This window comes from Pseudomonas sp. WS 5027, assembly GCF_012985695.1.
GTDB classification, from domain to species: domain Bacteria; phylum Pseudomonadota; class Gammaproteobacteria; order Pseudomonadales; family Pseudomonadaceae; genus Aquipseudomonas; species Aquipseudomonas hygromyciniae.
Window position 1 is genome coordinate 14,779 of sequence record NZ_JAAQWU010000008.1, and the last position, 23,739, is coordinate 38,517.

A 23,739-nucleotide genomic window follows, 5' to 3' on the forward strand; every position below is an offset into this window, starting at 1 on the left:
TTCTCACAAGGCTAGATCCTCAGGTGTGAATGTCATCTTGAATGAACGATAGGGAGCGAAGTCGCTTGGTTTCATTCCCTGCATCTCGGTCAACCGGCCAATATTCTTGACCGCTGCAACCGCTGAACTGTCGAACGAACCGTCGCCACTGGACTTGGCCACGCTGACCGAAGTCACCGTACCGTCCGGCAACATGCCGATCTGCAGCACGACTGTCATGCCTTTGCGTGCTGAAGGTGGACGTGTCCAGCCTTCTGCCGCGCGCGCCCGAATCAGGTCGTCGAAACTGCCCGCGACTTCGTCACCACGCTCATCGGCCAAGGCCTGCTGACGTTGCGGCGTGTCAGAAAGCAAATCTGCCAAGGCCTGGGCCTTTTTGTCTTCGGCGGATTTGCGAGCTGCTTCCTGGGCCTTTTTCTTCGAGGCATCGGCGGCAGCTTTCTTCTTCGCATCATCGGCGATTTTCTTCTTCGCCTCGTCTGCTTCAGCTTTTTTCTTGGCGTCTTCGGCGGCTTTCTTCTTCGCGTCTTCGACTATCTTCTTCTTGGCTTCTTCAGCGGCCTTTTTCTTGGCCTCTTCTTCAGCCGCTTTCTTGGCTTCTTCTTCAGATTTCTTCTTGGCTATATCAGCCAATTGTTTCTCTTCGGCTTTTTTAGCTTCGGCAGCTTTCTCGGCTTTCTTGGCTTCATCAGCCTTTTTCGCCTCGTCGGCCTTCTTCGCTTCGTCAGCCTTTTTCGATTCTTCGGCCTTTTGAGCCGCCTCTTCTTTCTTTTGTTCCGCAGCAGCCTTCACCGCTTCCTGCTCGACCTTCTTCTGTTCCATCTGTTCGACTTCAGTCTGGCGCGCAGCCGACTTCTGGGCCTCACCCGCAATCTTCTGATTGGTCTGGGTGGTGGCCTGACTCTTCGATTTCAGTTGATACAGGGTCGCCTGCACGATCGGCTTGGCTGGCGGCAGCTCCGGCGTCATGGCAAAGCTGACAAACAGCATGCCAAACACCAGAACGTGCAGGGCAATTGCCCAGACGCTAGGCCAGAAGAAGCTTTCCGAGGCGGACGGCTCTCGCTGTTGGTGCATCAGGGCGCCTCGGTAATCAAGCCAACATTACCGACCCCGGCCTTCTGCAGCCCGCCCATGGCGCCCATGACGGAACCATAGTCGACCGACTTGTCACCGCGGATGAAGACCTGGGTGTGCTTGCCGCCTTCGTTGCCGGCGCGGATGATCTTGGTCACGGCGTCGGTCATCTGCGGCAAGGTCATGGCCTTGTCCTGTTGCTTCTGGGTGTCGACTTCGCTGCCAAGGTTCCAGTAATAGGTCTTGTCAGCCTTGATCGAGATGGTCAGGACCTGGGTGTTGTTGTCCTGGGGCAAGGCTTCGCTGGAAACCTTGGGCAGATCAACCTTCACACCCTGATTGAGCATCGGCGCGGTCACCATGAAGATCACCAGCAGCACCAGCATCACGTCGATGTAAGGCACTACGTTCATCTCGGCGACCGGCTTGCGCTTTTTGCGAGCTCGAGCGATTAAAGCCATTGGGAATTACCTGCTTATTCTTCGCTGGTGTGCACTTTACGGTGCAGGATCGCCTGGAATTCATCGGCGAAGGTGTAGTAACGGCCAATCAGGGTTTCGCTGGTTGCGGCGAAACGGTTGTAGGCAATTACTGCGGGGATTGCAGCGAACAGGCCGATGGCAGTGGCGATCAGCGCTTCGGCGATACCCGGGGCCACGGTGGCCAGGGTCGCTTGCTGGGCCGTTGCCAGGCCGCGGAAGGAGTTCATGATGCCCCATACGGTACCAAACAGACCGATGTACGGGCTGACCGAACCGACGGTAGCGAGGAACGGCAGGCTCTGCTCAAGCTTTTCTTCCTCCCGGGAGATCGCTACGCGCATTGCACGGGCCACGCCCTCCATGACCGCTTCGGGGTCAACGCCGGACTGCTGGCGCAGGCGGGAGAATTCCTTGAAGCCGGCGCGGAAGATCTGCTCGACGCCAGAGTCCGGGTCCGGGTTGCTGCCCGCTTGGCGATACAGTTTGGACAGGTCGATACCCGACCAGAAGCGCTCTTCGAAGCTCTCCAGGGCGCGTCGACCGGCGCGCAGCAGGTTGCTGCGCTGAAAAATCATGACCCATGAGGTAACCGATGCGGCTACCAGGGTCAGCATGACCAGTTGAACCACGACACTGGCATTGCTGACCAGGCTCCACATGGAGGAATGGTCGACGACGGTAGGTTCCACGCTAAATCTCCTGCTTTGATTGTTGACCCGCGCCGCTCACGTTGGCAAAGGCCGCACGTAGAGTTTCGGGAATGGCCCTGGGTTTCAAACTGTTGGTGCGCACACACGCCACCAGGAACTGCCCCTCACAGAGCAGCGTTGCATCCGTTGCCCGCCTGACCTGCTGTTTAAAGCGCAGGCTGGCACGGTTCAATTCGATTACCTCTGCGCTGACCAGCAATTCATCGTCCAGTCGCGCCGGCGCGTAGTAACGTGCCTCGCTGGAATGCACGACAAATAACAGGTCCTCCCCTGCAAGCGCGGATTGGGCAAAGCCCAGCTCCCGCAACCGCTCGGTTCGAGCCCGCTCCATGAATTTCAGGTAATTGACGTAATACACGATGCCGCCCGCATCGGTGTCCTCGTAATAAACGCGACAGCGATGTGCGAACGACTGATCCCCGTTTTGCGCGCGCATACTCTAGTGCTTACTCCTCAGGTTGCCAATCCGGCCAGGCAACTGTTTTTCATTCTCTGCAACATTTCTAACGAAAGAATGACGACGCCAGCCACTAGGACAGCACAAACGTCGAATAAATCGACTCGCCATGCCTTTTTAATCGTCCACTGCATCAAGGAATTCGTCTACCACAGGCATCTCCCCCAATCGTGACGGAATGTTTAACCCAAAGTGCAAATACGCATGGCGCGTGACCACACGCCCCCTCGGCGTACGCATGATGTAACCCTGTTGAATCAGGTAGGGCTCCAGAACATCCTCGATGGTATGACGCTCCTCACTGATGGCAGCGGCCAGGCTGTCCACGCCCACCGGTCCACCATCGAATTTCTCGATCATGGTCAACAGCAGACGCCGGTCCTGATGATCGAAACCATGTTCATCGACGTCCAGCAGGTTCAGTGCCAGGTCGGCCACGGCTTTGGTGATATGCCCCTTGGCCCGCACTTCGGCAAAGTCCCGTACCCGGCGCAGCAAGCGGTTGGCGATCCGCGGCGTGCCACGGGCGCGCCGGGCAATCTCGAAGGCGCCTTCCGGGTCGAGCGGCAAGCCGAGAATTCCCGCCGAGCGACTGACAATCGTCGCCAGGTCAGCAGTGCTATAGAACTCTAGACGTTGAACAATGCCGAAACGGTCTCGCAACGGGTTAGTCAGCATACCCGCACGGGTGGTGGCGCCGACCAGGGTGAACGGCGGCAGGTCGAGCTTGATCGAGCGCGCAGCCGGCCCTTCGCCAATCATGATATCCAGCTGAAAGTCTTCCATGGCCGGGTACAGCACTTCTTCGACGATGGGTGACAGCCGGTGGATTTCGTCGATGAACAGCACGTCATGGGGTTCAAGGTTGGTCAACAGCGCGGCCAGGTCACCCGGGCGCTCCAGCACCGGGCCAGAAGTGCTCTTGATGGACACCCCCATTTCCTGGGCGATGATGTTGGCCAGGGTGGTCTTGCCCAGACCCGGCGGGCCGAAAATCAACGTGTGGTCCAGGGACTCGGCACGCCCGCGCGCCGCCTGGATGAACAACTCCATCTGCTCGCGCACGGTGGGCTGGCCAATGTAGTCGGCAAGGCTCAGGGGGCGGATGGCCCGATCCTGGACCTCTTCACGGTCACGAGGGCCAGTGGCCGCAATCAGACGATCAGCTTCAATCACTTAAATCATTCCCTTCAGGGCTCGGCGGATCATGTCTTCAGCGCTCAGGTTCTTGTCCTTGATGGCCGACACCGCCTTGCTGGCTTCCTGGGGTTTGTAGCCCAGGGAAATCAGCGCATTGACGGCGTCGCTTTCGGCACTGGCGATCTGCGCCGCCGGCATATCCGGCTGGTTGGGTACCAGGGCAAACATGCTCGGCGCCACTTCCCAGGCTTTGAAGCGGTCCTTGAGCTCCACCAGCAGGCGCTCAGCAGTTTTCTTGCCGACACCCGGCACCTTGGTCAGCGCCGAGGTGTCCTGGGCCGAAACGGCGCGTACCAGTTCGTCCACTTCCAGGCTCGACATCAATGCCAGGGCCAGTTTCGGGCCTACGCCATTAAGGCGGATCAGCTCACGGAAGAAGTCCCGGTCGCGCTTGCCGATGAAACCATAGAGTAGTTGCGCGTCTTCGCGCACCACCAGGTGGGTGTGCAAGGTTATCGGTTCACCGACCGACGGTAGGCGATACAGGGTGGTCATGGGCACTTCCAGCTCATACCCCAACCCGTTTACATCCAGAATCAGGTGCGGCGGCTGTTTCTCAGCCAGGGTGCCGCGCAAGCGTCCAATCACGGTTCAGATCCTTAAAGCTTGAGGTCAGATCGGGGGCTGACCATAACGATTGCGCTGATGCTATCAGAGACGCAGGCGCCCGCCACGACTGCGTGCCGTACCGAGGCCGTGGGGCAGCAGACTGGAGCGGGTGTGGGCATGGCAAATGGCGATGGCCAGAGCGTCAGAGGCGTCGATCTGTGGTTTTGAAGTGAGCTTGAGCATGTGCATGACCATCATCTGCACCTGTTCTTTATTAGCCGCACCGGTGCCGACCACGGCCTGCTTGACCTGGGTCGCGGTGTACTCGGCGATTTCCATGCCCTCCTCGGCGCCGGCAACAATGGCAGCACCACGGGCCTGACCCAGCTTCAGGGCCGAGTCGGCGTTTTTGGCCATGAACACCTTTTCAATGCCCATGGTCACCGGCCCATAGGTCTGGATCACTTCCCGCACGCCGCGATAGACAATCTGCAAACGCTCGGCCAGCTCCCCGGCGCCGGTACGGATACACCCCGACGCCACGTAGATGCAGCCACGCGGAGTCTGCTGCACCACGCCAAAGCCGGTGATGCGCGAACCGGGGTCGATACCTAGGATTAAAGTCATAACGCCTGCAGGTTGGGTGAACACATTTTTTATACAGAGAAGATCCCATGTGGGAGCGGGCTTGCTCGCGAAAGCGGTACTTCAGTCACGCATGTACTGATTGACAGACCGCTTTCGCGAGCAAGCCCGCTCCCACATTTTGGTCTACACCAGCCTTCAGACTAGCTGTGCGGCCACGTCTTCTGGAATGTCGGCGTTGGAGTAGACGTTCTGCACGTCATCCAGGTCTTCCAGCATATCCAGCATCTTCAGCACTTTCTGTGCGCCGTCCAGGTCCAGCTCGGCGCTGGTGGTCGGCAGCATGACGATTTCCGCGTCGGTACCTTTGAAGCCAGCAGCTTCCAAGGCGTTACGCACCGCATAGAAGCCGGCAAACGAGGTGAACACGTCGATGGAGCCGTCTTCATTGGTCACCACATCGTCGGCATCCGCCTCCATCGCGGCTTCCATCAGCGCATCTTCATCCGTACCCGGCGCGAAGGTGATCTGCCCCTTACGCTCGAACAGATAGGCTACCGAGCCATCCGTACCCAGGTTGCCGCCACACTTGCTGAACGCATGGCGTACGGCTGCCGCAGTACGGTTGCGGTTGTCGGTCATGCACTCGACCATCACCGCGACGCCTCCCGGGCCGTAACCTTCATAGGTCAGCTCGACCATATCGTCGGTGTCCGCCGCACCGGCACCACGGGCCACGGCGCGATCGATGATGTCGCGGCTCATGTTGGCGCCCAGGGCCTTGTCCAGCGCCAGGCGCAGGCGCGGGTTGGAGCCTGGATCACCGCCACCCTGGCGGGCAGCGACGGTCAGCTCGCGAATCCACTTGGTGAAGATCTTGCCTTTCTTGGCATCCTGACGCTCTTTGCGGTGCTTGATGTTCGCCCACTTGGAATGGCCAGCCATAACACAACTCCGAAATTCTTATAGAAACCTTTCAATCCCACCCCAGGCAGGATTTCCCTCGTTTAAACACAAAGGCGCATCCGAAGATGCGCCTTTTTGACTGCGTACAACCTTATCGCGCTTTCACGCCGCAGCCTTACTCAGCCTTCGGCGCCTCGCGCAGACGGATGTGCAGCTCGCGCAGTGCCTTGGCATCCACCACACCTGGAGCCTGGGTCATTACGTCCGCAGCACTCTGGGTTTTCGGGAAGGCAATCACTTCACGGATCGACTGGGCACCGGTCATCAGCATCACCAGACGGTCAAGGCCGAAGGCCAGGCCACCGTGGGGTGGAGCGCCGTATTTCAGGGCGTCGAGCAGGAAGCCGAATTTTTCTTCCTGCTCCGCTTCGTTGATGCCCAGCAGGCGGAAGACCGATTGCTGCATCTCTTTGCGGTGGATACGGATCGAACCGCCACCCAGCTCAGTGCCGTTGAGCACCATGTCGTAGGCACGGGACAGAGCGCCAGCCGGGTTGGCTTCCAGCTCTTGCGGCGTGCACTTGGGCGCGGTGAACGGGTGGTGCAGGGCGCTGAAGCTGCCGTCGTCGTTTTCTTCGAACATCGGGAAGTCAACGACCCACATCGGCGCCCACTTGCAGGTCAGCAGGTCGAGGTCGTGACCCAGCTTGATCCGCAGCGCGCCCAGGGCTTCGCTGACGATCTTGGCCTTGTCGGCGCCGAAGAACACGATATCGCCATCAACTGCACCCACGCGATCGAGGATCACATTGAGCTTGTCTTCCGGGATGTTCTTGACGATTGGCGACTGCAGGCCTTCAACACCTTTGGCACGCTCGTTGACCTTGATGTAAGCCAGGCCCTTGGCGCCGTAGATGCCGACGAACTTGGTGTAGTCATCGATCTGCTTGCGCGGCATGCTCGCGCCGCCTGGCACACGCAGTGCGGCGATACGGCATTTCGGGTCGTTGGCCGGGCCGCTGAACACCTTGAAGTCCACTTCCTTGAGCTGATCGGCAACGTCGACCAGTTCCAGAGGGTTACGCAGGTCTGGCTTGTCGGAACCGTAGCGGCGCATGGCCTCTTCGAAGGTCATGTGCGGGAACTCGCCGAACTCCAGACCCAGCACTTCCTTGAACAGGTTGCGGATCATTTCTTCGGTCAGGCCCATGATCTCTTTTTCATCGAGGAAGCTGGTCTCGATGTCGATCTGGGTGAATTCAGGCTGGCGATCGGCGCGCAGGTCTTCGTCACGGAAGCACTTGGCGATCTGGTAGTAACGGTCGAAACCGGCGACCATCAGCAGTTGCTTGAACAACTGCGGCGATTGCGGCAGGGCGAAGAAGCTACCGGCGTGGGTACGGCTTGGCACCAGGTAGTCACGTGCGCCTTCTGGGGTAGCACGGGTCAGGATTGGCGTTTCTACATCGAGGAAGCCATTTTCGTCGAGGAAGCGACGGATGCTGGTGGTCATGCGCGAACGCAGGCGCAGCTTTTCGGCCATTTCCGGGCGACGCAGATCGAGGAAGCGATAACGCAGGCGGGTTTCTTCGCCAACGTCGGAGAACTCGTTGAGTGGGAACGGCGGGGTTTCCGATTCGTTCAGCACTTCCAGCTCGTAACCCAGGACTTCGATCATGCCCGACGCCATGTTGGCGTTGGTGGCACCGGCCGGACGCAGGCGAACCTTACCGGTGATTTTCACGACGTACTCGCTGCGCACGCGGTCAGCGGCGGCGAAGCTCTCGGCGCGATCCGGGTCGAATACCACCTGGGCCAGACCGTCACGATCACGGATATCGAGGAAAATCACCCCGCCATGGTCGCGGCGACGGTGAACCCATCCGCAAAGGGTGATTTCCTGACCTTCCAGGGTCTCGTTCAGTTGGCCGCAATAGTGGCTGCGCATCATGGTAGTGGTTTCACTTCTCGTAATTCGAAATTCGGTGGAGTTCCTGCTCGGACACCGCACCTGTTGAGTCAGGTCACGGATAATGCAGGAGCTCGCGCGTAGAGTTCAACTCAGTCTGCTTTGTCGCCGCCCGCCAGATTCTTCTTGGCGCCGGTCTTGAAGTCGGTTTCGTACCAGCCGCTACCGCTCAGGCGAAAGCCCGGCATGGACAACATCTTTTTCAACTCGGGCGCCTGGCAAGCAGGGCAATCGACCAACGGCGCGTCGCTGATCTTTTGAATGGCTTCCAGCTGGTGACCACAGGAAGCGCATTGGTAATCGTACATGGGCATGGAATATCTCGGCGATCACGTCACTGCTGCGCCACGCCCCGTACCAGCCGGTATGCGCAGCAAAGGGCGAGATTATATCCGTTAAATCGAGGCTGTGCAGCCGTGGCAACGTACAGCGCGTCATATAGAAACACCCCTGCCCCTTCTGATACAGGGTAACCCGGCTACATAACCCCAGCCTGATCTGCGGTGGATACCTGCCCTTTCAACGCATGGACCACACACACCACCCTGACCAGACCGCTGAAATTCTTGACCCCGCCATAACGCAAGTGCACCTCGCGATCCACGTAAGACAGCAACGCACTGACCGAACAGGTATTGATCCTGGCTATTTCGCCAAGAATATTCCAATAGACCTCTTCAAGCCGCAGGCATGTGGAAAAACCATTCAACCGGACAGAACGCGATAATGGCCGTGCCAGCGCCATGTCGAACCCTTTGACGAAGGGATCGATCTTTATCTTGTAGACGCCAGAAGTTTCCAGCCCCCCTTTACCCACACTACGCGACATACACTTGACACTCCCTTGCCAAACGGCTCTTGAATACGCGGCTGTTATTGGCCGTTGAGCCTATAAAACATCAAGCAGGCAAGTGCAGCCAGAAGACGGAGAGTCGCTGTTCGTAGGACAAGCCAACACATGTGTCAGGAAGCAATCAGGCAACACCAGCGGCGCCTGCCAGACGCCACTGGACAGCGGGGGCTTACTTGCCTTCGAGCAGTGAGCGCAACATCCAGGCGGTTTTTTCGTGAACCTGCATGCGCTGGGTCAGCAAGTCTGCGGTCGGCTCGTCGCTGACCTTGTCAAGCAACGGGAAAATCCCGCGGGCCGTACGGGTAACCGCTTCCTGGCCATCGACAAGTTGCTTGATCATGTTTTCAGCGCTGGGTACGCCTTCTTCTTCCTTGATCGAGGACAGGCGGGCATAAATGGAGTAAGCACCCGGCGCAGGAAAGCCCAGGGCACGAATACGTTCGGCGATCGAGTCAACGGCCAGCGCCAGCTCGTTATATTGCTCTTCAAACATCAAGTGCAATGTACGAAATTGCGGGCCCGTGACGTTCCAATGAAAATTATGGGTTTTCAAATAAAGTACATAGGTATCTGAAAGCAGCCGCGAAAGCCCGTCAACAATGGATTTACGATCTTCTTCACTGATACCGATATCGATTGCCATGTTTATTCCCTTCAATTAATGAAAATTCATTGATCAGGTGCTAACCCACTCTAGCAAGAGTGCTCGCCTTGCGCAGCCCTAGCGCCGCAGGAGGCCTGCGGCAAATCGCCCTTTTGCAGCGCCCACGACCACAAGCGGCAAGGCCTGGCGCGGCTAGAAAACCCCCGAACCTCTCTAAAACAAGGGTTTGCCGCACAAATGCCATGATCTTCGCAACGCCTTGAAACGCTTGATTTGAGAAGGCACAGCCTTTGCTGTTAAATAGGCAGCGTGTCGCCACCGCTATTTCCTGCGGCAAGCGGCATAGGCTGATAACCGCGCACGTGCCCAACGCCTCCCATTGTTCAGAAGCGAACCGTGCCAGTCAGCTCTTCCTCGTGATCCGTCTTAACGTGAGTTAATCAAAATGTTGAAAATCGTCCACCTGCTAACGGGCGCTGCAGCTTTGCTGCTGTCCTTTATCCCGAGCCTGCAACCAGAAAGCCTGCCGTACCTGCAACAACACGACGCGCTGTACCTGGCTCTGTTCGGCCTTCTCAACCTGACGCTGGCGCCAGTGATTCCCTACTGGAACAAAGGCACACGCCATCAACTGCAAAACCTGGTCAGCGCTTTGCTGGTGCTGACTGTCGTCGTACAAACCCTCACCCTCCTGGCCCCCATGCCTGAAGTCGGTGGCCATCCAGCCATCCTGCTCAGCCTGGCCATCGCTGTGGTCGCTATCGTTCTTCACCTGGCCATCAGCTTCTACCGTTCGTCTGCCCCTGCCACCTCGCAAAACTACGACATGACCAACCGGGATACCGGGACCGTCAAGTGGTTCAACACTTCCAAAGGCTTCGGCTTTATTTCCCGAGACTCGGGCGACGATATCTTCGTCCACTTCCGGGCCATCCGCGGCGAAGGCCATCGTGTTCTGGTGGAAGGCCAGCGCGTGGAGTTTTCCGTCATGAACCGAGACAAAGGCCTGCAAGCTGAAGACGTGATCGCCGCCCTGCCGCGTCGCTGATTTCAGACCAGACCCGAAAAAAAACCGCGATGCAGTTGAAACTGCATCGCGGTTTTTTTTGGCCGCAAGTTTCCCCCTGCCCTCAATAATGAGGCGGTGGCGCTTCCTCCTCGGAGGATTCGAACTGCCCGCCCATTTCTTCCTGCCGCTTGAGCAGGGCAGTCATCTGCAATTGCAGGCGTTCTACCGCCCGCTGCTGGGCAACCAGGATGTCATTCAATGTCTCGATGGTGTCGTCCTGGAAAGCCAGGCGGCTCTCAAGGTCCATCACGCGGTCTTGCAGGTCCATGGTTCAGTCCTGGGCAAAAGTGAATTCGGGCGGCAGCAACTCCCGCAGGCGGGCTCGAATGACCGCCACCTGATCGTCGGTATAAGGCACCGCCGGGTGCCTGCCCCAGACCGGTGCAGGCCAGGCTGCATCGTCGCGTTTGCGCACAATCACGTGCACATGTAACTGGTTGACCACGTTGCCCAGGGCACCGATGTTCATTTTGTCGGCGCTGAACCCTTCATTGAGCAGCTGCGCCAATATCGTGGTTTCGTGCCACAACCGGGACTGGTCGCCAGCATCAAGCTGGAACACTTCGCTGATACCGGCAATGCGCGGCACCAGGATAAGCCAGAGGTAGTTAGAGTCGTTGGACAGCAGCAGCCGGCACAGGGGGAATTCCCCGATGGGCAAGGTGTCGTTTTGCAGACGTGGATCCAAGGCGAACACCGCAGGCACTCCGTTCGGCTAGTCAGTTTCAGGCGCCCAGCATACCTGCGAATGACGACTGCTTCACGGGGCAATCGGCGCCTCACCACGGGGAATCTGCCGCCCGGGCGCCAACGCACCAAAATGAGTCTTTTATGCCCCGCATCGGGCAGGACCTATCCGCCGATTACTCACTGCACAGGGTGGACCGGTAACATTTCCTACAGAAACTTATTTTTACCCGTTCGAAATCCCGCACAACCGACGCCTTGAATTCCAAAAAAAACCACGCAAAAGCCCCGTGCCCAGGCGGTTTTCACAGACTCACCACATTTTTCACGAAAAAATGACATCTGCCTGGCAGTTTGAGCACGCTTGTTGCATTCACTCCCACATCGTCGACAACGGCACCTGCCAGGAAGGCGGTGTTTCACGATAAAAAAACAGTGAGTCAATACACAAACAGGAAGTTTTAAACTTTGGACAGGGTACTTTTGACCTCTTTCCAGGGTATTAAAAACAGTATTGAAGTTGTCAGTCTGGTTACAAACAGACTGTAGATTTGCGACATGGATCTAGCAATTTACGACAGCCTCGTAAAGAAGCTGAAAGGACAGATGTGCAAGTATCGCCAATTATTGCCAGCGTGCTATAAGTTTTCGCTGTCACAAAAAAGAAAGAGCCGCCCAGACAAAAATACAGGTGGGACGGCAGTACTCTTCCTAAAACCAAAGGAGCAAATCACGATGCGCGTGATGAAGTGGAGCATGATCGCCCTCGCTGTTTCAGCAGGCACCTCACAGTTCGCAATGGCGTCCGCCCAAGATGATGCCAAAGGTTTTGTCGAAGACAGCACCTTCAGCATCAATACCCGCGCCTTGTACTTCAGCCGGGATAACCGCAACAACAAATCGGGGGCAAGCTACAGCCGGGAATCCGGCCTGGGCTTCAACGGTTTGTACCAGTCGGGCTTCACCCAAGGCACCATCGGTGTAGGCGTTGACGTTATCGGCCTGCTGGGCGTGAAACTGGACAGCGGCAGAGGCCGTAATGGCACTGGCCTGTTCCCGGAAGGTTCGGATGGCCGCTCAGAGGATGAATACTCCAAGGGCGGCGGCGCCATCAAGTTCCGCCTCTCCAATACCGTGCTGAAAGTCGGCGACCAGTACACCACCGCACCGGTATTCGCATCCGACGACAGTCGCTTGCTGCCAGAGCTGCCACAAGGTATCTCGATCGTCAGTAACGAGATCAAGAACCTCAAGCTGGAAGCCGGTCACTTCACTTCCAGCGTTGCCCAGGCGCAAACCTTCAAGGACAGTATCCTCGACTTCCCTGAAACCTCCCGAGGCATCAAGCAAGCCAATTTCGTAGGCGGCACCTACGGTTGGACGCCTGAGTTCACCACCAGCCTCTACTACTCGAAAGTCGAAGACTACTGGCGCAAATACTACGCCAACGTCAACTGGACCCACGCCCTGAGCGATGACCAGTCGGTGGCCGTAGACTTCAACATCTACGATACCAAGAGCGAAGGTGCCGGCCTGCAACGCGCCGCCAAAGACGACGTTACCAAACTCGACAACCGTGCGTTCAGCTTGCAGGGTGCCTACACCATCGGTGCACACACCTTCACCCTGGCAGCACAGAAGGTTACCGGTGACGGCGATTACGGCTACGGCATCGATGGTGGCGGTACAGTGTTCCTGGCCAACTCCGTGGCCCGTTCCGACTTCAACGCCGAAGGCGAAAAATCCTTCAAGGCCCGTTATGACATCGACATGGCCACCTTTGGTGTACCTGGCCTGAGCTTCCTGGCTGCGTACGTCACCGGTAGCGGCGCCAACACCGCCTCGACCTCGAACGGCAAAGAGTGGGAACGCGACCTTGAAGCCAAGTACGTGATCCAGAGCGGCCCAGCCAAAGACCTGAGCCTGCGTATTCGCCAAGCGACTTATCGTTCGTCTGATGGTGTTTACTACGGTTCGGCGTCTATCGACGAACTGCGTCTGATCGCGCAATACCCGCTGAACATCTTGTAAGCAAAGATGCTCGAGGGCTTCGGCCCTTAATGAAAAAGCCGCTCACTTTTAACCAGTGAGCGGCTTTTTTATTACACTTTTATTTCTATGAGCCGGATAACTAGCAAGCTAACTATCGAGTTTATTATTGAGATCAAACCTGACCATTCAGCCAAGTTGGATCCCTGCACCCGATATTACTTGGCAGGCGCTTCTTGCATCACGCGAATAACACGCTGCGGGAATGGAATATCAATTCCGGCCGCTTTCAAACGGTCCCGCGCCAGTTCATTGAACATGAACATCACATCCCAATAATCCGCCGTCTTGGTCCATACCCGCAGGGAAACGGTAATCGAACTGTCGCCCAGGGTCGAAACCACTGCGACCGGCTCTGGGTCCGCCAGAACCCGTGGGTCCTTGGCCAGTTCCAGCAACACTGCGCGGGCTTTCTGCAGGTCGGCTTCGTAGTCGACACCCACGTCAAACACCACCTTGCGGGTCGGTTGGCGATTGGTGTTGGTGATGATGCCGTTGGACAAGATGCCGTTAGGCACGATGACCGTCTTGTTGTCACCAGTACGGATCACCGTATGGAAAATCTGGATGCTATCGACGGTACCCGCCGTGCCCTGGGCTTCGATCCAGTCACCGATACGGAACGGACGGAACAGCAGGATCAGCACGCCGCCGGCAAAGTTGGCCAGGCTGCCTTGCAACGCCAGGCCAATGGCCAGGGTCGCGGCACCGATCGCGGCAACAAACGAAGTGGTTTCAACGCCGATCATCGAGGCCACGCTGACGATCAGCATCACCTTGAGCACGATGTTCGCAAGGCTGGTCACAAAGCCTTGCAACGCCAGGTCGGCATTGCGCAGGGCCAGCAGACGCCCTACCTTGTGGGTCAGCTTGTTGATCAGCCACCAGCCAATGGCCAGGGTCAATACCGCCAGCAATACCCGGCTGCCGTATTCCATGATCATCGGGACCCAGGCTTGGGAAGCCTTGATCAATTGATCCACTTCAGCGTTCAAGTCCATCTAGATTCTCCTGTTTAGTGCCTATAAAGGTCGCCACAGCAATTGAGCCCCGAAGGGCTCAATCGTTTCTGCAGGTTCTGGGGCGTGGGACGTCGAAAAGCCCACTGGGTTCCCCAAAACGCGATTAGTCGCGGAAGTTATTGAACTGCAGCGGCATATCGAAGGTCTTGGCGCGCAGGGCGGCAATCGCATCCTGCAAGTCGTCGCGCTTCTTACCGGTGATACGCACTTGCTCGCCCTGGATCGCCGCCTGGACCTTGAGCTTGGCGTCCTTGACGTGAGCGACGATTTTCTTCGCCAGCTCCTTGTCGATACCTTCCTTGAGCACGGCTTCCTGCTTCATCAACTTGCCCGAAGCATAGGCATCCTTGACTTCAAGGCACTGCACATCGATCTTGCGCTTGACCAGGGCCAGCTTGAGGATCTCGATCATCGCTTCCAGCTGGAAATCGGCTTCAGCGGTCAGGTTGACCGTCAGTTCCTTTTCCTTGAACTCAAAGCTGCCCTTGCCTTTCAAGTCATAACGACGGTCCAGCTCCTTGACGGCGTTCTCGACGGCGTTGGTGACTTCGTGCTTGTCCAGTTCAGATACCACGTCGAACGACGGCATGTAGTTTCTCCAATAAAAAAGGGGCGCCGCTCAGTAGAGATGGAGCGCGCCTGGCTTGCGGGTAAAATGCCGGGGCATTATAACGACTCTTTACCCTGAGCTGCTTGGCTCACCCAGCGGCTTATGGAGCAAAATTGATGTCCACCACCTGGCATGTCATCGGCGCCGGCAGTCTCGGTACCTTGTGGGCCGTACGCTTGGCCCGCGCAGGCCTGCCTGTCACGCTGATCCTGCGCGATCAGGCACGCCTGGCCAGCTATCGGGCAACGCCCGGGCTGACCCTGATCGAGCAGGGGCATGCCCAGTCGTACCCGGTTACTGCACAAACATCCGACAGTCCCGAGCCGATTGATCGCCTGCTGGTCGCGTGCAAAGCCTACGACGCACCCGGCGCGGTCGCACAACTGACCCGACGCCTGACACCCAATGCCGAAGTGATCCTGCTGCAGAATGGCCTAGGCAGCCAGGATGCGGTTGCCGCGCAACTGCCCCAGGCCCGCTGTATCTTCGCCTCCAGCACCGAGGGTGCGTTTCGCCAGAGCGATGGCAGTGTGGTTTTCGCCGGCCATGGCTTTACCTGGCTCGGTGACACTACCCATCCCACGGCGCCGCTGTGGCTGGACGACTTGGAGGCCGCCGGCATTCCCCACCAGTGGAGCACCAATATCCTCACGCGCCTCTGGCGAAAACTGGCACTCAACTGTGCGATCAATCCTCTGACCGTGCTCTATCAATGCCGCAATGGCGGGCTGCAGGAACACCAATGCGAAGTAGCGACCCTGTGCGCCGAACTCGCCGAGCTGCTGGAGTACTGCGGCCAGCCGGCAGCGGCGCAGGACCTGCAGACCGAAGTGGAGCGGGTCATCCAGGCGACGGCGGCCAACTTCTCGTCGATGTACCAGGATGTGGCCAACGGGCGACGCACCGAAATCCACTATCTGCTCGGCCATGCCTGCCAGGCGGCCTTGCGCCATCGCCTGAGCCTGCCGCACCTGCAACAACTGCATGTGCGCCTGGCCGCCTACCTGGACGCACGCGGATTGCCCAGCGACTGAGGCACGCGCTACCCTGCCCACTTGATCCTTGCCTGCGAACAACCTGATGCCACTGCGCCAGCGTCTCGAAAATCTCCCCGTCGGGCAGAAACTGCTGGCGGCCCTGCTGGTGTTGCTGACCACCGTACTGCTGGTGGCCAACCTGACCTTTATCAGCGCCGCCTACTGGATATCCCAGGAAAGCATGGCCCCCCAAGCCTTGCAGGCGCTTGGCCGACTGGTTTCCAATCCGGCCCTCGCCGCGCAAGCCCTGGACTCTCCCGCCAAGGCCGATGCCCTGCTCAACGAGCTGACCAGTTATTCGCCACTGCGGGCGGCGGCCCTGTACGACGGCGAAGGCAATCGCCTGGCGCAGTTGCAACACGGTGAGCGCCTGCAATTGCCGGCGCACTACCGCGATATCGAAGCCTGGCGGGTCACCGAGTTTCGCAGCAATCAAGTCATCACCCTGCCCCGCCCCGGCCTGCCCTCGGGGCATCTGCTGCTGGTGGCCAGCAGCGAGCTGCCGGTGGCCTTCTACACCGGCACCCTGACCGCCAGCCTCGGTATCCTGGTGTTCAGCGTCTTGCTGTGGCTGGTGATCGCCCGGCAGATCAAGCGCCTGATTACCCGGCCGATCCACGAGCTGGAAGAGTTGTCGCGCCAGGTCACTCGCGAGGAGAACTACGCCTTGCGGGCCGGTCGCGGCAACCATGACGAAATCGGCAGCCTGGCCGAAGCGTTCAATACCATGCTGTCACGCATCGAGGCCCGCGAGCAGCAACTCAAACGCGCGCGGGACGATTCCCAGGCTGCCTATGACCAGGCCCAAGGCCTGGCCGAGGAAACGCGGCATACCAACCGCAAGCTGGAACTGGAAGTCCAGGTGCGCAGCAAGATCGAGAAAAAACTCACCGGTTTCCAGAACTACCTCAACAGCATCATCGACTCCATGCCCTCTGCCTTGATCGCCCTGGACGAGCAGCTCTACGTCACGCAATGGAACCAGGAAGCCAGCGCCCTTTCCGGCACGCGCCTGGACCAAGCGCTGAACCAGCCGATCTTCCTCGCCTTCGAACCGCTCAAGCCGTACCTGCCGCAGCTCAAGGCCACCGTGGAGCAACACACGGTGGAACGCATCGAGCGCGTCACCTGGATCAAGGACGAAGAACCCAAGCACTATGCCCTGACCTTTTACCCGCTGATGGGCGGCGCCGGGCGCGGGGTGGTGATCCGCATCGATGACATCACCCAGCGCCTGTCCCTGGAAGAAATGATGGTGCAGTCAGAGAAGATGCTGTCCGTCGGCGGGCTGGCTGCAGGCATGGCCCACGAAATCAACAACCCCCTGGGGGCGATCCTGCATAACGTGCAGAACATCCGCCGGCGCCTATCGACGGACCTGCCGAAAAACCTGGAGCACGCCGAGCAGGTGGGCGTGGAGCTGGAAACCGTCAACCGTTACCTGCAAAGCCGCGAAGTGCCGCAACTGCTCGACGGTATCCAGCAAGCCGGAGCCCGTGCGGCAAAAATCGTCACCCACATGCTCAGTTTCAGCCGCCGCAGCAACCGCCAGATGGCACCTTGCGATCTGCCGGCGCTGATCGACCAGGCCGTGGAGATCGCCGGTAATGATTTCGACCTGGCGATCGGCTTTGACTTCAAGGGCCAGGCGATCATTCGCCAGTTCGATCCAACGCTGGGCCCGGTGCCCGGCACTGCCAACGAGCTGGAGCAGGTACTGCTCAATCTGCTGAAAAACGCCGCCCAGGCCATCCACCTGCGCGAAGACGACAGCGAACCAGGGCGCATCATCCTGCGCACCCGGCTCAACCCGCCCTGGGCCGAAATCCAGGTGGAAGACAATGGCATCGGCATGAGTGAGAGCGTGCGCAAACGCACTTTCGAACCGTTCTTCACCACCAAGGAAATCGGCCAGGGCACGGGGCTGGGCTTATCAGTCTCGTACTTCATCATTACCAACAATCACAAGGGCCAGATGGAGGTTCACTCCACCCTGGGCCAGGGCACCTGCTTTACCTTGCGCCTGCCGCTGGCCGGCAGCCAGCTTGCCCCCCTCGAACAGACTCAACTGGAGCAATGACCATGGGCTTTCGCCTGTCGAAAATCTACACGCGTACTGGCGACAAAGGCGAAACCGGCCTGGGCGACGGTCGCCGCGTGCCCAAGGATCACCCGCGGGTGGAAGCAATCGGCGAAGTGGACAGCCTCAATAGTCAATTGGGCCTGCTGTTGGCCGGGCTCGAGGAGCAAAGCGGCCAGCATCCTGCGTTAATGGATGTGGTCGAGGTACTGACCCCTTGCCAGCATCGACTGTTTGACCTGGGTGGCGAGTTGGCGATGCCGGTCTACAAGGCACTTAATGCGGGCGAAGTGGACCGCTTGGAAGCCGCGATTGATCGCTGGAATGAAGAAGTGGGGCCTTTGGAGAATTTCATCCTGCCCGGTGGTTCGGCGCTGATTGCCCAGGCCCATGTGTGCCGCAGCCTGGCCCGCAGCGCCGAGCGGCGTTGCCAGCAATTGAATGCACTGGAGCCGTTGGACGGGGTGGGGTTGGCGTATATCAATCGGCTATCGGATTTGCTGTTTGTGGCAGCGAGGGTGATTGCCAGACGCCAGGGGGTTGCGGAGATTTTGTGGCAGGCGGCGGCTAAGCCGCACTGAGATTCTGCCGGGTTTTGTATTGCTTTATCGGGCCCCATCGCAGGCAAGCCAGCTCCCACATTTGAATGTATTCACAAATCAAAATGTGGGAGCTGGCTTGCCTGCGATGGGGTCATCACTGACGACTCAAACCTCAGGCCAGAACGCCCGAATCCCCGCCACACCCTGCGCCCCGCTCTCCCAGGCTTTCTCCCGCTCGTCAGGCCCAACCCCACCCAACAGGAACACCGGCTTGCTGAAGCCCTTGATCAACTGCGCCGCCGCTTCCCAACCCAGTGGCTGAGCATCAGGGTGAGTCTGCGTCGGCTGCACCGGCGACAGGGTGACAAAGTCCACATCCATCAATTCGGCCAATGCCAGCTCCTCGGCATTGTGGCAAGACGCCGCCAACCAGCGATCCTTGGGCAACGGACGGCCTTTGCTGGCGTATTTACGCAGTTGCGCCGACGTCATGTGCCAGCCAGCCGCCGGGAAATCACCGAGCCATTCAAACGGCCCCTTGAGCATCAACTGCGCCTTGCCGGCACACAACCCCACGGCATCCACTGCCAGGTCGCGGTACTTGGGGTCATAGCCATTGGGCGCGCGTAATTGGATCAGCTTGATGCCACCAGCAATGGCTTTCTGGATGCCACGCAACAACACCGGGGCCCCCAGCTCGCCTGGGGTGATCAGGTAGTCAGCGGGCAAGCGGGCGGCGGCGACGATTGGCGCGTTGGCCGCTGGAAACTCGTAGTTCTGCAAGTCCCGTGGCGCCACCCATTCAAGGGGTTGCCCTTCCACGCCATGGGGTTCGCCGGTAAACGCCGAGACCTCCCAGACATCCAGCAACACCTGCTTGTCCGGGTAATCATGCTGGATCTGGATCAACGGCCGCGCGGTGGTGACCTGGATACCCAGCTCCTCCTGCAGCTCTCGGCCCAGTGCGGTGAAAACCGATTCATCGGCCTCCACCTTGCCACCGGGAAATTCCCAGAGGCCGCCCTGGTGCTGGGTATCTGCACGACGCGCCAGCAAAATCCGACCATCGGTACCGCGAATGACTGCGGCTGCTACATGAACTCGTTTCACGGTATTACGTCCTCTAAGCCGGCGCCTGCCGGGGCATTGCCAGTGCCCCGGGCAGGTATCAAGTGCGGTATTCGGCGTTGATCTTCACGTATTCGTGGGACAGGTCGGTGGTCCAGATGGTTTCGCTGCAATCACCGCGCCCCAGTTCGATACGGATGGTGATTTCTTCCTGCTGCATCACCGCCGAGCCCTGGGCTTCGGTGTAGGTTTCGGCACGGGCGCCACGGCTGGCGATGCACACATCACCGAGGAACACGTCGATCTTGCTCACGTCCAGGTTCGGCACGCCGGCACGACCCACCGCTGCGAGGATCCGGCCCCAGTTCGGGTCGGAGGCAAACAGCGCGGTCTTGATCAGCGGCGAGTGGGCCACGGTGTAGCCGACATCCAGGCATTCCTGGTGATTGCCGCCGCCATTGACTTCAACGGTGACGAACTTGGTCGCGCCTTCGCCATCACGCACGATGGCCTGGGCCACTTCCATGCACACTTCAAATACCGCCTGCTTCAACGCTGCGAACAGCGGGCCGTTGGAGGAGGTGATTTCCGGCAGGTTGGCTTTACCGGTGGCAATCAACATGCAGCAGTCGTTGGTCGAAGTATCGCCGTCGATGGTGATGCGGTTGAACGACTTGTTGGCGCCATCGAGCATCAGGTTCTGCAACACATCGCGGGAGACTTTGGCGTCAGTGGCGATGTAGCCGAGCATGGTCGCCATGTTCGGGCGGATCATGCCCGCACCTTTGCTGATGCCGGTCACGGTGACGGTCACGCCTTCATGCACGAACTGGCGGCTGGCGCCCTTGGGCAGAGTGTCGGTGGTCATGATCCCTGTGGCCGCGGCCGCCCAGTTATCCACCGACAGGTCATCCAGCGCAGCCTGCAGGGCGCCTTCGATTTTTTCCACCGGCAACGGCTCGCCGATCACCCCAGTGGAATACGGCAGCACCTGACTGGCGTCCACACCGGTCAACTCCGCCAGCTTGGCGCAGGTACGCGCAGCCGCAGCCAGGCCAGGCTCGCCGGTGCCGGCGTTGGCGTTACCAGTGTTGGTCAGCAGGTAGCGTACCGGCCCTTCGACACGTTGCTTGGCAAGAATCACGGGCGCTGCGCAAAACGCGTTCAGGGTAAACACGCCAGCGATGGTCGAGCCTTCGGCACAGCGCATCACTACCACGTCCTTGCGCCCGGGGCGCTTGATGCCGGCCGAAGCGATACCGAGTTCAAAACCGGCAACCGGGTGCAACGTGGGCAAAGGACCAAGACCAACAGCCATGAATGCGCTCCTTAACGATGTGATGTCTGCACCGTCGTCATCGACGGTGAATAAATGGCAAAACGCCGCGACGGCTGATGCCGGTCGCGGCGCGGGGTATTGCAGCGTCAGGCAAAAATCTTAGTTGATTTCGCCGTGGCAGTGTTTGAACTTCTTGCCCGAACCGCACCAGCATGGCTCGTTGCGACCCAGCTTCTGCTCGTTGCGCACAGGAGCCTGGGCCAGGGCCACATCGACCTCTTCACCCAACACTTCCGGCGACTCAAGGCCCGGCGCTTCGTCATGCTGGAACTGCATGCGCGCGGCCAGGGCTTCGGCTTCCTGGCGCAGGCGGGCTTCTTCTTCGATCGGGTCTTCGCGGCGTACCTGAACGTGGGACAGCACACGAATCGAATCGCGCTTGATCGAATCCAGCAACTCGGAGAACAGCGTGAACGACTCGCGCTTGTACTCCTGCTTCGGGTTCTTCTGGGCATAGCCACGCAGGTGGATACCGTGGCGCAGATGGTCCATGGTCGACAGGTGGTCTTTCCACAGGTCGTCCAGCACACGCAGAACGATTTGCTTCTCGAAGGTGCGCAGCGCTTCGGCACTGGCTTGCTCTTCTTTCTCGTTGTACGCGGCCAGCAGTTCGGCCATCAGTTTTTCGCGCAGGGTTTCTTCGTACAGGTGGTCATCTTCGTCGAGCCATTGCTGGACCGGCAGATCGACACCGAAGTCGCTCTTCAACGCAGCTTCCAGGCCGGCAACATCCCATTGCTCAGGCAGCGACTGTGGCGGGATATGGGCGCTGACGGTAGCGTTGAGCACGTCCTGGCGGAAGTCGGCAATGGTTTCGCCGATATTGTCGGCAGCCAGCAACGTGTTACGCATGTGATAAATCACTTTACGCTGTTCGTTGTTGACGTCATCGAACTCCAGCAGTTGCTTACGAATGTCGAAGTTGCGGCCTTCGACCTTACGCTGGGCCTTTTCGATGGCGTTGGTCACCATACGGTGCTCGATCGCTTCCCCAGACTGCATCCCCAGGGCCTTCATGAAGTTCTTCACCCGGTCAGAGGCAAAGATGCGCATCAGGCTGTCTTCCAGGGACAGGTAGAAACGGCTGGAACCAGCATCACCCTGGCGACCGGCACGGCCACGCAGCTGGTTGTCGATACGGCGCGATTCGTGACGCTCGGATGCGATCACCTGCAAACCACCGGATTCCAGCACCGCCTGGTGGCGTTTCTGCCAGTCGGCCTTGATCTGGGCGATCTGCTCAGGCGTCGGGTTGTCCAGGGACGCCACTTCCACTTCCCAGTTACCGCCCAACAGGATGTCGGTACCACGACCGGCCATGTTGGTAGCGATGGTCAGTGCGCCTGGGCGACCGGCCTGGGCAATGATCTCGGCTTCTTTTTCGTGGAACTTGGCGTTGAGGACCTTGTGCTCGATGCCTTCCTTGTTGAGCAGGTTGGACATGTGCTCGGAGGTTTCGATGGTTGCAGTACCCACCAGGACCGGACGGCCATGGGTCATGCATTCCTTGATGTCGGCAACGATTGCAGCGTATTTCTCGTCGGCGGTCAGGAACACCAGGTCGTTGTAGTCTTTACGCGCCAGCGGCTTGTTCGGCGGGATCACCATCACCGACAGACCGTAGATCTGGTGGAATTCGAACGCTTCGGTATCAGCAGTACCGGTCATGCCGGACAGCTTGTTGTACAGGCGGAAGTAGTTCTGGAAGGTGGTCGAGGCCAACGTCTGGCTCTCGGCCTGGATATTGAGCACTTCCTTGGCTTCGATGGCCTGGTGCAGGCCTTCGGACAAACGACGACCGGGCATGGTACGGCCGGTGTGTTCGTCGACCAGTACGACCTGGCCGTCCTGGACAATGTATTCGACGTTGCGATGGAACAGCTTGTGGGCGCGCAGGCCGGCATAAACGTGGGTCAACAGGCCCAGATTGTGTGCCGAGTAGAGGCTTTCGCCTTCAGCCAGCAGGCCGATCTGGGTCAGCATCTCTTCGACGAACTGGTGACCGGCTTCGTTGAGCTCGACCTGACGGGTCTTCTCGTCGATGGAGTAATGACCTTCTTTGGTCACTACGCCTTCCACTTCCTCGATATGTTGTTCGAGGCGCGGGATCAGCTTGTTGATTTCGGTGTACAGACGCGAGCTGTCCTCGGCCTGACCGGAGATGATCAGCGGGGTACGGGCTTCGTCGATGAGGATGGAGTCGACTTCGTCGATCACGGCAAAGTTGAGTTCACGCTGGAATTTTTCTTCCATGCTGAACGCCATGTTGTCGCGCAGGTAGTCGAACCCGAACTCGTTGTTGGTGCCGTAGGTGATGTCGGCGGCGTAGGCGGCGCGCTTCTCTTCCGGCGGCTGGAACGGCGTTACCACGCCGACGGTCAGGCCGAGGAATTCATACAGCGGGCGCATCCAGTTGGCGTCCCGGCGGGCCAGGTAGTCGTTCACCGTCACAACGTGCACGCCCTTGCCGGACAGTGCGTTGAGGTAAACGCCCAGGGTTGCCACCAGGGTCTTGCCTTCACCGGTGCGCATTTCGGCAATCATGCCTTCATGCAGGGTCATGCCACCGATCAACTGGACGTCGAAGTGGCGCATACCCATTACCCGCTTACCGGCTTCGCGGGCGACCGCAAAGGCTTCGGGCAGCAGTTTGTCGAGGGTTTCACCTTTGGCTATGCGGGCCTTGAACTCTTCGGTCTTGGCGCGCAATTGCTCGTCCGACAAAGCAACCATCTGCTCTTCGAAGGCATTGACCAGCTGCACCGTCTTGAGCATGCGTTTGACTTCGCGCTCATTCTTGCTTCCAAAAAGTTTCTTTAACAAAGGCGCAAACATATCGGCAGG

Annotated in this window: 24 protein-coding genes; 5 read left to right on the top strand and 19 right to left on the bottom strand. The window is 58.9% G+C overall.

The genetic code is table 11. From position 1 onward, the window contains the following. Positions 1 to 3 precede the first annotated feature (3 nt). From tolA to HBO09_RS11910, 12 genes are all read right to left on the bottom strand, one after another. Positions 4 to 1,077: a cell envelope integrity protein TolA gene (tolA, locus tag HBO09_RS11855; RefSeq protein WP_169993671.1), complete on the bottom strand. Its 1,074-nt coding sequence runs from the start codon at positions 1,075 to 1,077 to the stop codon at positions 4 to 6. Continuing rightward, entirely contained in the window at positions 1,077 to 1,529 is a 453-nt protein-coding gene (gene tolR / locus HBO09_RS11860; protein ID WP_162473200.1) for a protein TolR, read from the bottom strand. The genes tolA and tolR overlap by 1 nt, the downstream gene beginning before the upstream one ends. A gap of 23 nt (positions 1,530 to 1,552) precedes the next feature. After that, on the bottom strand, positions 1,553 to 2,248 hold the full coding sequence (gene tolQ, locus HBO09_RS11865; protein ID WP_029300305.1) for a protein TolQ: 696 nt from the start codon (positions 2,246 to 2,248) through the stop codon (positions 1,553 to 1,555). 1 nt (position 2,249) lies between these two features. After that, complete coding sequence (gene ybgC, locus HBO09_RS11870) at positions 2,250 to 2,705, bottom strand: tol-pal system-associated acyl-CoA thioesterase (RefSeq protein WP_169993673.1); 456 nt, start codon at positions 2,703 to 2,705, stop codon at positions 2,250 to 2,252. 138 nt (positions 2,706 to 2,843) lie between these two features. Further along, positions 2,844 to 3,902 carry a Holliday junction branch migration DNA helicase RuvB gene (gene ruvB, locus HBO09_RS11875; protein ID WP_029300308.1) on the bottom strand — a complete coding sequence of 353 codons (1,059 nt, stop codon included), beginning with the start codon at positions 3,900 to 3,902 and terminating at the stop codon, positions 2,844 to 2,846. Continuing rightward, entirely contained in the window at positions 3,903 to 4,514 is a 612-nt protein-coding gene (gene ruvA, locus HBO09_RS11880; RefSeq protein ID WP_169993675.1) for a Holliday junction branch migration protein RuvA, read from the bottom strand. It abuts the gene before it with no gap. 63 nt (positions 4,515 to 4,577) lie between these two features. Continuing rightward, positions 4,578 to 5,102 carry a crossover junction endodeoxyribonuclease RuvC gene (ruvC, locus tag HBO09_RS11885; RefSeq protein ID WP_005790910.1) on the bottom strand — a complete coding sequence of 175 codons (525 nt, stop codon included), beginning with the start codon at positions 5,100 to 5,102 and terminating at the stop codon, positions 4,578 to 4,580. A 156-nt stretch (positions 5,103 to 5,258) separates the two neighbouring features. Next, positions 5,259 to 6,005, bottom strand: a complete 747-nt coding sequence (locus tag HBO09_RS11890) for a YebC/PmpR family DNA-binding transcriptional regulator (protein ID WP_038442836.1) — start codon at positions 6,003 to 6,005, stop codon at positions 5,259 to 5,261. 136 nt (positions 6,006 to 6,141) lie between these two features. Continuing rightward, positions 6,142 to 7,917 carry an aspartate--tRNA ligase gene (gene aspS / locus HBO09_RS11895; protein ID WP_057960524.1) on the bottom strand — a complete coding sequence of 592 codons (1,776 nt, stop codon included), beginning with the start codon at positions 7,915 to 7,917 and terminating at the stop codon, positions 6,142 to 6,144. Between the two features lie 110 nt (positions 7,918 to 8,027). Next, a complete protein-coding gene (locus HBO09_RS11900) occupies positions 8,028 to 8,249 on the bottom strand; it encodes a zinc ribbon domain-containing protein (RefSeq protein ID WP_057441377.1) in 222 nt (73 codons plus the stop codon). A 164-nt stretch (positions 8,250 to 8,413) separates the two neighbouring features. Continuing rightward, positions 8,414 to 8,764 (bottom strand): ribbon-helix-helix domain-containing protein, encoded by a 351-nt coding sequence (locus HBO09_RS11905; RefSeq protein WP_169993677.1) that lies wholly within the window; start codon positions 8,762 to 8,764, stop codon positions 8,414 to 8,416. A 193-nt stretch (positions 8,765 to 8,957) separates the two neighbouring features. Further along, on the bottom strand, positions 8,958 to 9,431 hold the full coding sequence (locus HBO09_RS11910) for a Dps family protein (protein WP_169993679.1): 474 nt from the start codon (positions 9,429 to 9,431) through the stop codon (positions 8,958 to 8,960). Between the two features lie 406 nt (positions 9,432 to 9,837). On the opposite strand from HBO09_RS11910, the gene HBO09_RS29135 reads away from it, so the two are divergent. Then, on the top strand, positions 9,838 to 10,440 hold the full coding sequence (locus HBO09_RS29135) for a cold-shock protein (protein ID WP_029300321.1): 603 nt from the start codon (positions 9,838 to 9,840) through the stop codon (positions 10,438 to 10,440). A gap of 82 nt (positions 10,441 to 10,522) precedes the next feature. On the opposite strand, the gene HBO09_RS11920 is transcribed toward HBO09_RS29135, so the two are convergent. Together HBO09_RS11920 and HBO09_RS11925 are read right to left on the bottom strand one after the other, a co-directional pair. After that, on the bottom strand, positions 10,523 to 10,729 hold the full coding sequence (locus tag HBO09_RS11920; protein WP_057441383.1) for a SlyX family protein: 207 nt from the start codon (positions 10,727 to 10,729) through the stop codon (positions 10,523 to 10,525). 3 nt (positions 10,730 to 10,732) lie between these two features. After that, complete coding sequence (locus HBO09_RS11925) at positions 10,733 to 11,158, bottom strand: HIT family protein (RefSeq protein ID WP_169993681.1); 426 nt, start codon at positions 11,156 to 11,158, stop codon at positions 10,733 to 10,735. 725 nt (positions 11,159 to 11,883) lie between these two features. Here HBO09_RS11925 and HBO09_RS11930 point away from each other — a divergent pair. Further along, positions 11,884 to 13,179 carry an OprD family porin gene (locus HBO09_RS11930; protein WP_169993683.1) on the top strand — a complete coding sequence of 432 codons (1,296 nt, stop codon included), beginning with the start codon at positions 11,884 to 11,886 and terminating at the stop codon, positions 13,177 to 13,179. A 176-nt stretch (positions 13,180 to 13,355) separates the two neighbouring features. On the opposite strand, the gene HBO09_RS11935 is transcribed toward HBO09_RS11930, so the two are convergent. Together HBO09_RS11935 and HBO09_RS11940 are read right to left on the bottom strand one after the other, a co-directional pair. Further along, positions 13,356 to 14,198, bottom strand: coding sequence for a mechanosensitive ion channel family protein (locus HBO09_RS11935; protein WP_169993685.1), 843 nt, complete (start codon positions 14,196 to 14,198; stop codon positions 13,356 to 13,358). A 124-nt stretch (positions 14,199 to 14,322) separates the two neighbouring features. Then, complete coding sequence (locus HBO09_RS11940) at positions 14,323 to 14,808, bottom strand: YajQ family cyclic di-GMP-binding protein (protein WP_057440144.1); 486 nt, start codon at positions 14,806 to 14,808, stop codon at positions 14,323 to 14,325. Positions 14,809 to 14,945: 137 nt separating this feature from the next. Here HBO09_RS11940 and HBO09_RS11945 point away from each other — a divergent pair, with 137 nt between their 5' ends. Genes HBO09_RS11945 through HBO09_RS11955 form a run of 3 tightly spaced genes read left to right on the top strand, consistent with a single transcriptional unit; the run spans position 14,946 to position 18,527 of the window. Further along, on the top strand, positions 14,946 to 15,863 hold the full coding sequence (locus HBO09_RS11945; protein WP_169993688.1) for a putative 2-dehydropantoate 2-reductase: 918 nt from the start codon (positions 14,946 to 14,948) through the stop codon (positions 15,861 to 15,863). Between the two features lie 46 nt (positions 15,864 to 15,909). After that, on the top strand, positions 15,910 to 17,946 hold the full coding sequence (locus HBO09_RS11950; RefSeq protein WP_169993690.1) for an ATP-binding protein: 2,037 nt from the start codon (positions 15,910 to 15,912) through the stop codon (positions 17,944 to 17,946). Between the two features lie 2 nt (positions 17,947 to 17,948). Beyond that, entirely contained in the window at positions 17,949 to 18,527 is a 579-nt protein-coding gene (locus HBO09_RS11955; RefSeq protein WP_169993693.1) for a cob(I)yrinic acid a,c-diamide adenosyltransferase, read from the top strand. 126 nt (positions 18,528 to 18,653) lie between these two features. On the opposite strand, the gene HBO09_RS11960 is transcribed toward HBO09_RS11955, so the two are convergent. From HBO09_RS11960 to secA, 3 genes are all read right to left on the bottom strand, one after another. After that, on the bottom strand, positions 18,654 to 19,598 hold the full coding sequence (locus HBO09_RS11960; protein WP_169993695.1) for a Nudix family hydrolase: 945 nt from the start codon (positions 19,596 to 19,598) through the stop codon (positions 18,654 to 18,656). Between the two features lie 58 nt (positions 19,599 to 19,656). Beyond that, entirely contained in the window at positions 19,657 to 20,874 is a 1,218-nt protein-coding gene (gene argJ, locus HBO09_RS11965) for a bifunctional glutamate N-acetyltransferase/amino-acid acetyltransferase ArgJ (RefSeq protein WP_169993697.1), read from the bottom strand. A 120-nt stretch (positions 20,875 to 20,994) separates the two neighbouring features. Further along, a complete protein-coding gene (gene secA / locus HBO09_RS11970) occupies positions 20,995 to 23,730 on the bottom strand; it encodes a preprotein translocase subunit SecA (RefSeq protein WP_169993699.1) in 2,736 nt (911 codons plus the stop codon). Between the last annotated feature and the right edge of the window lie 9 nt (positions 23,731 to 23,739).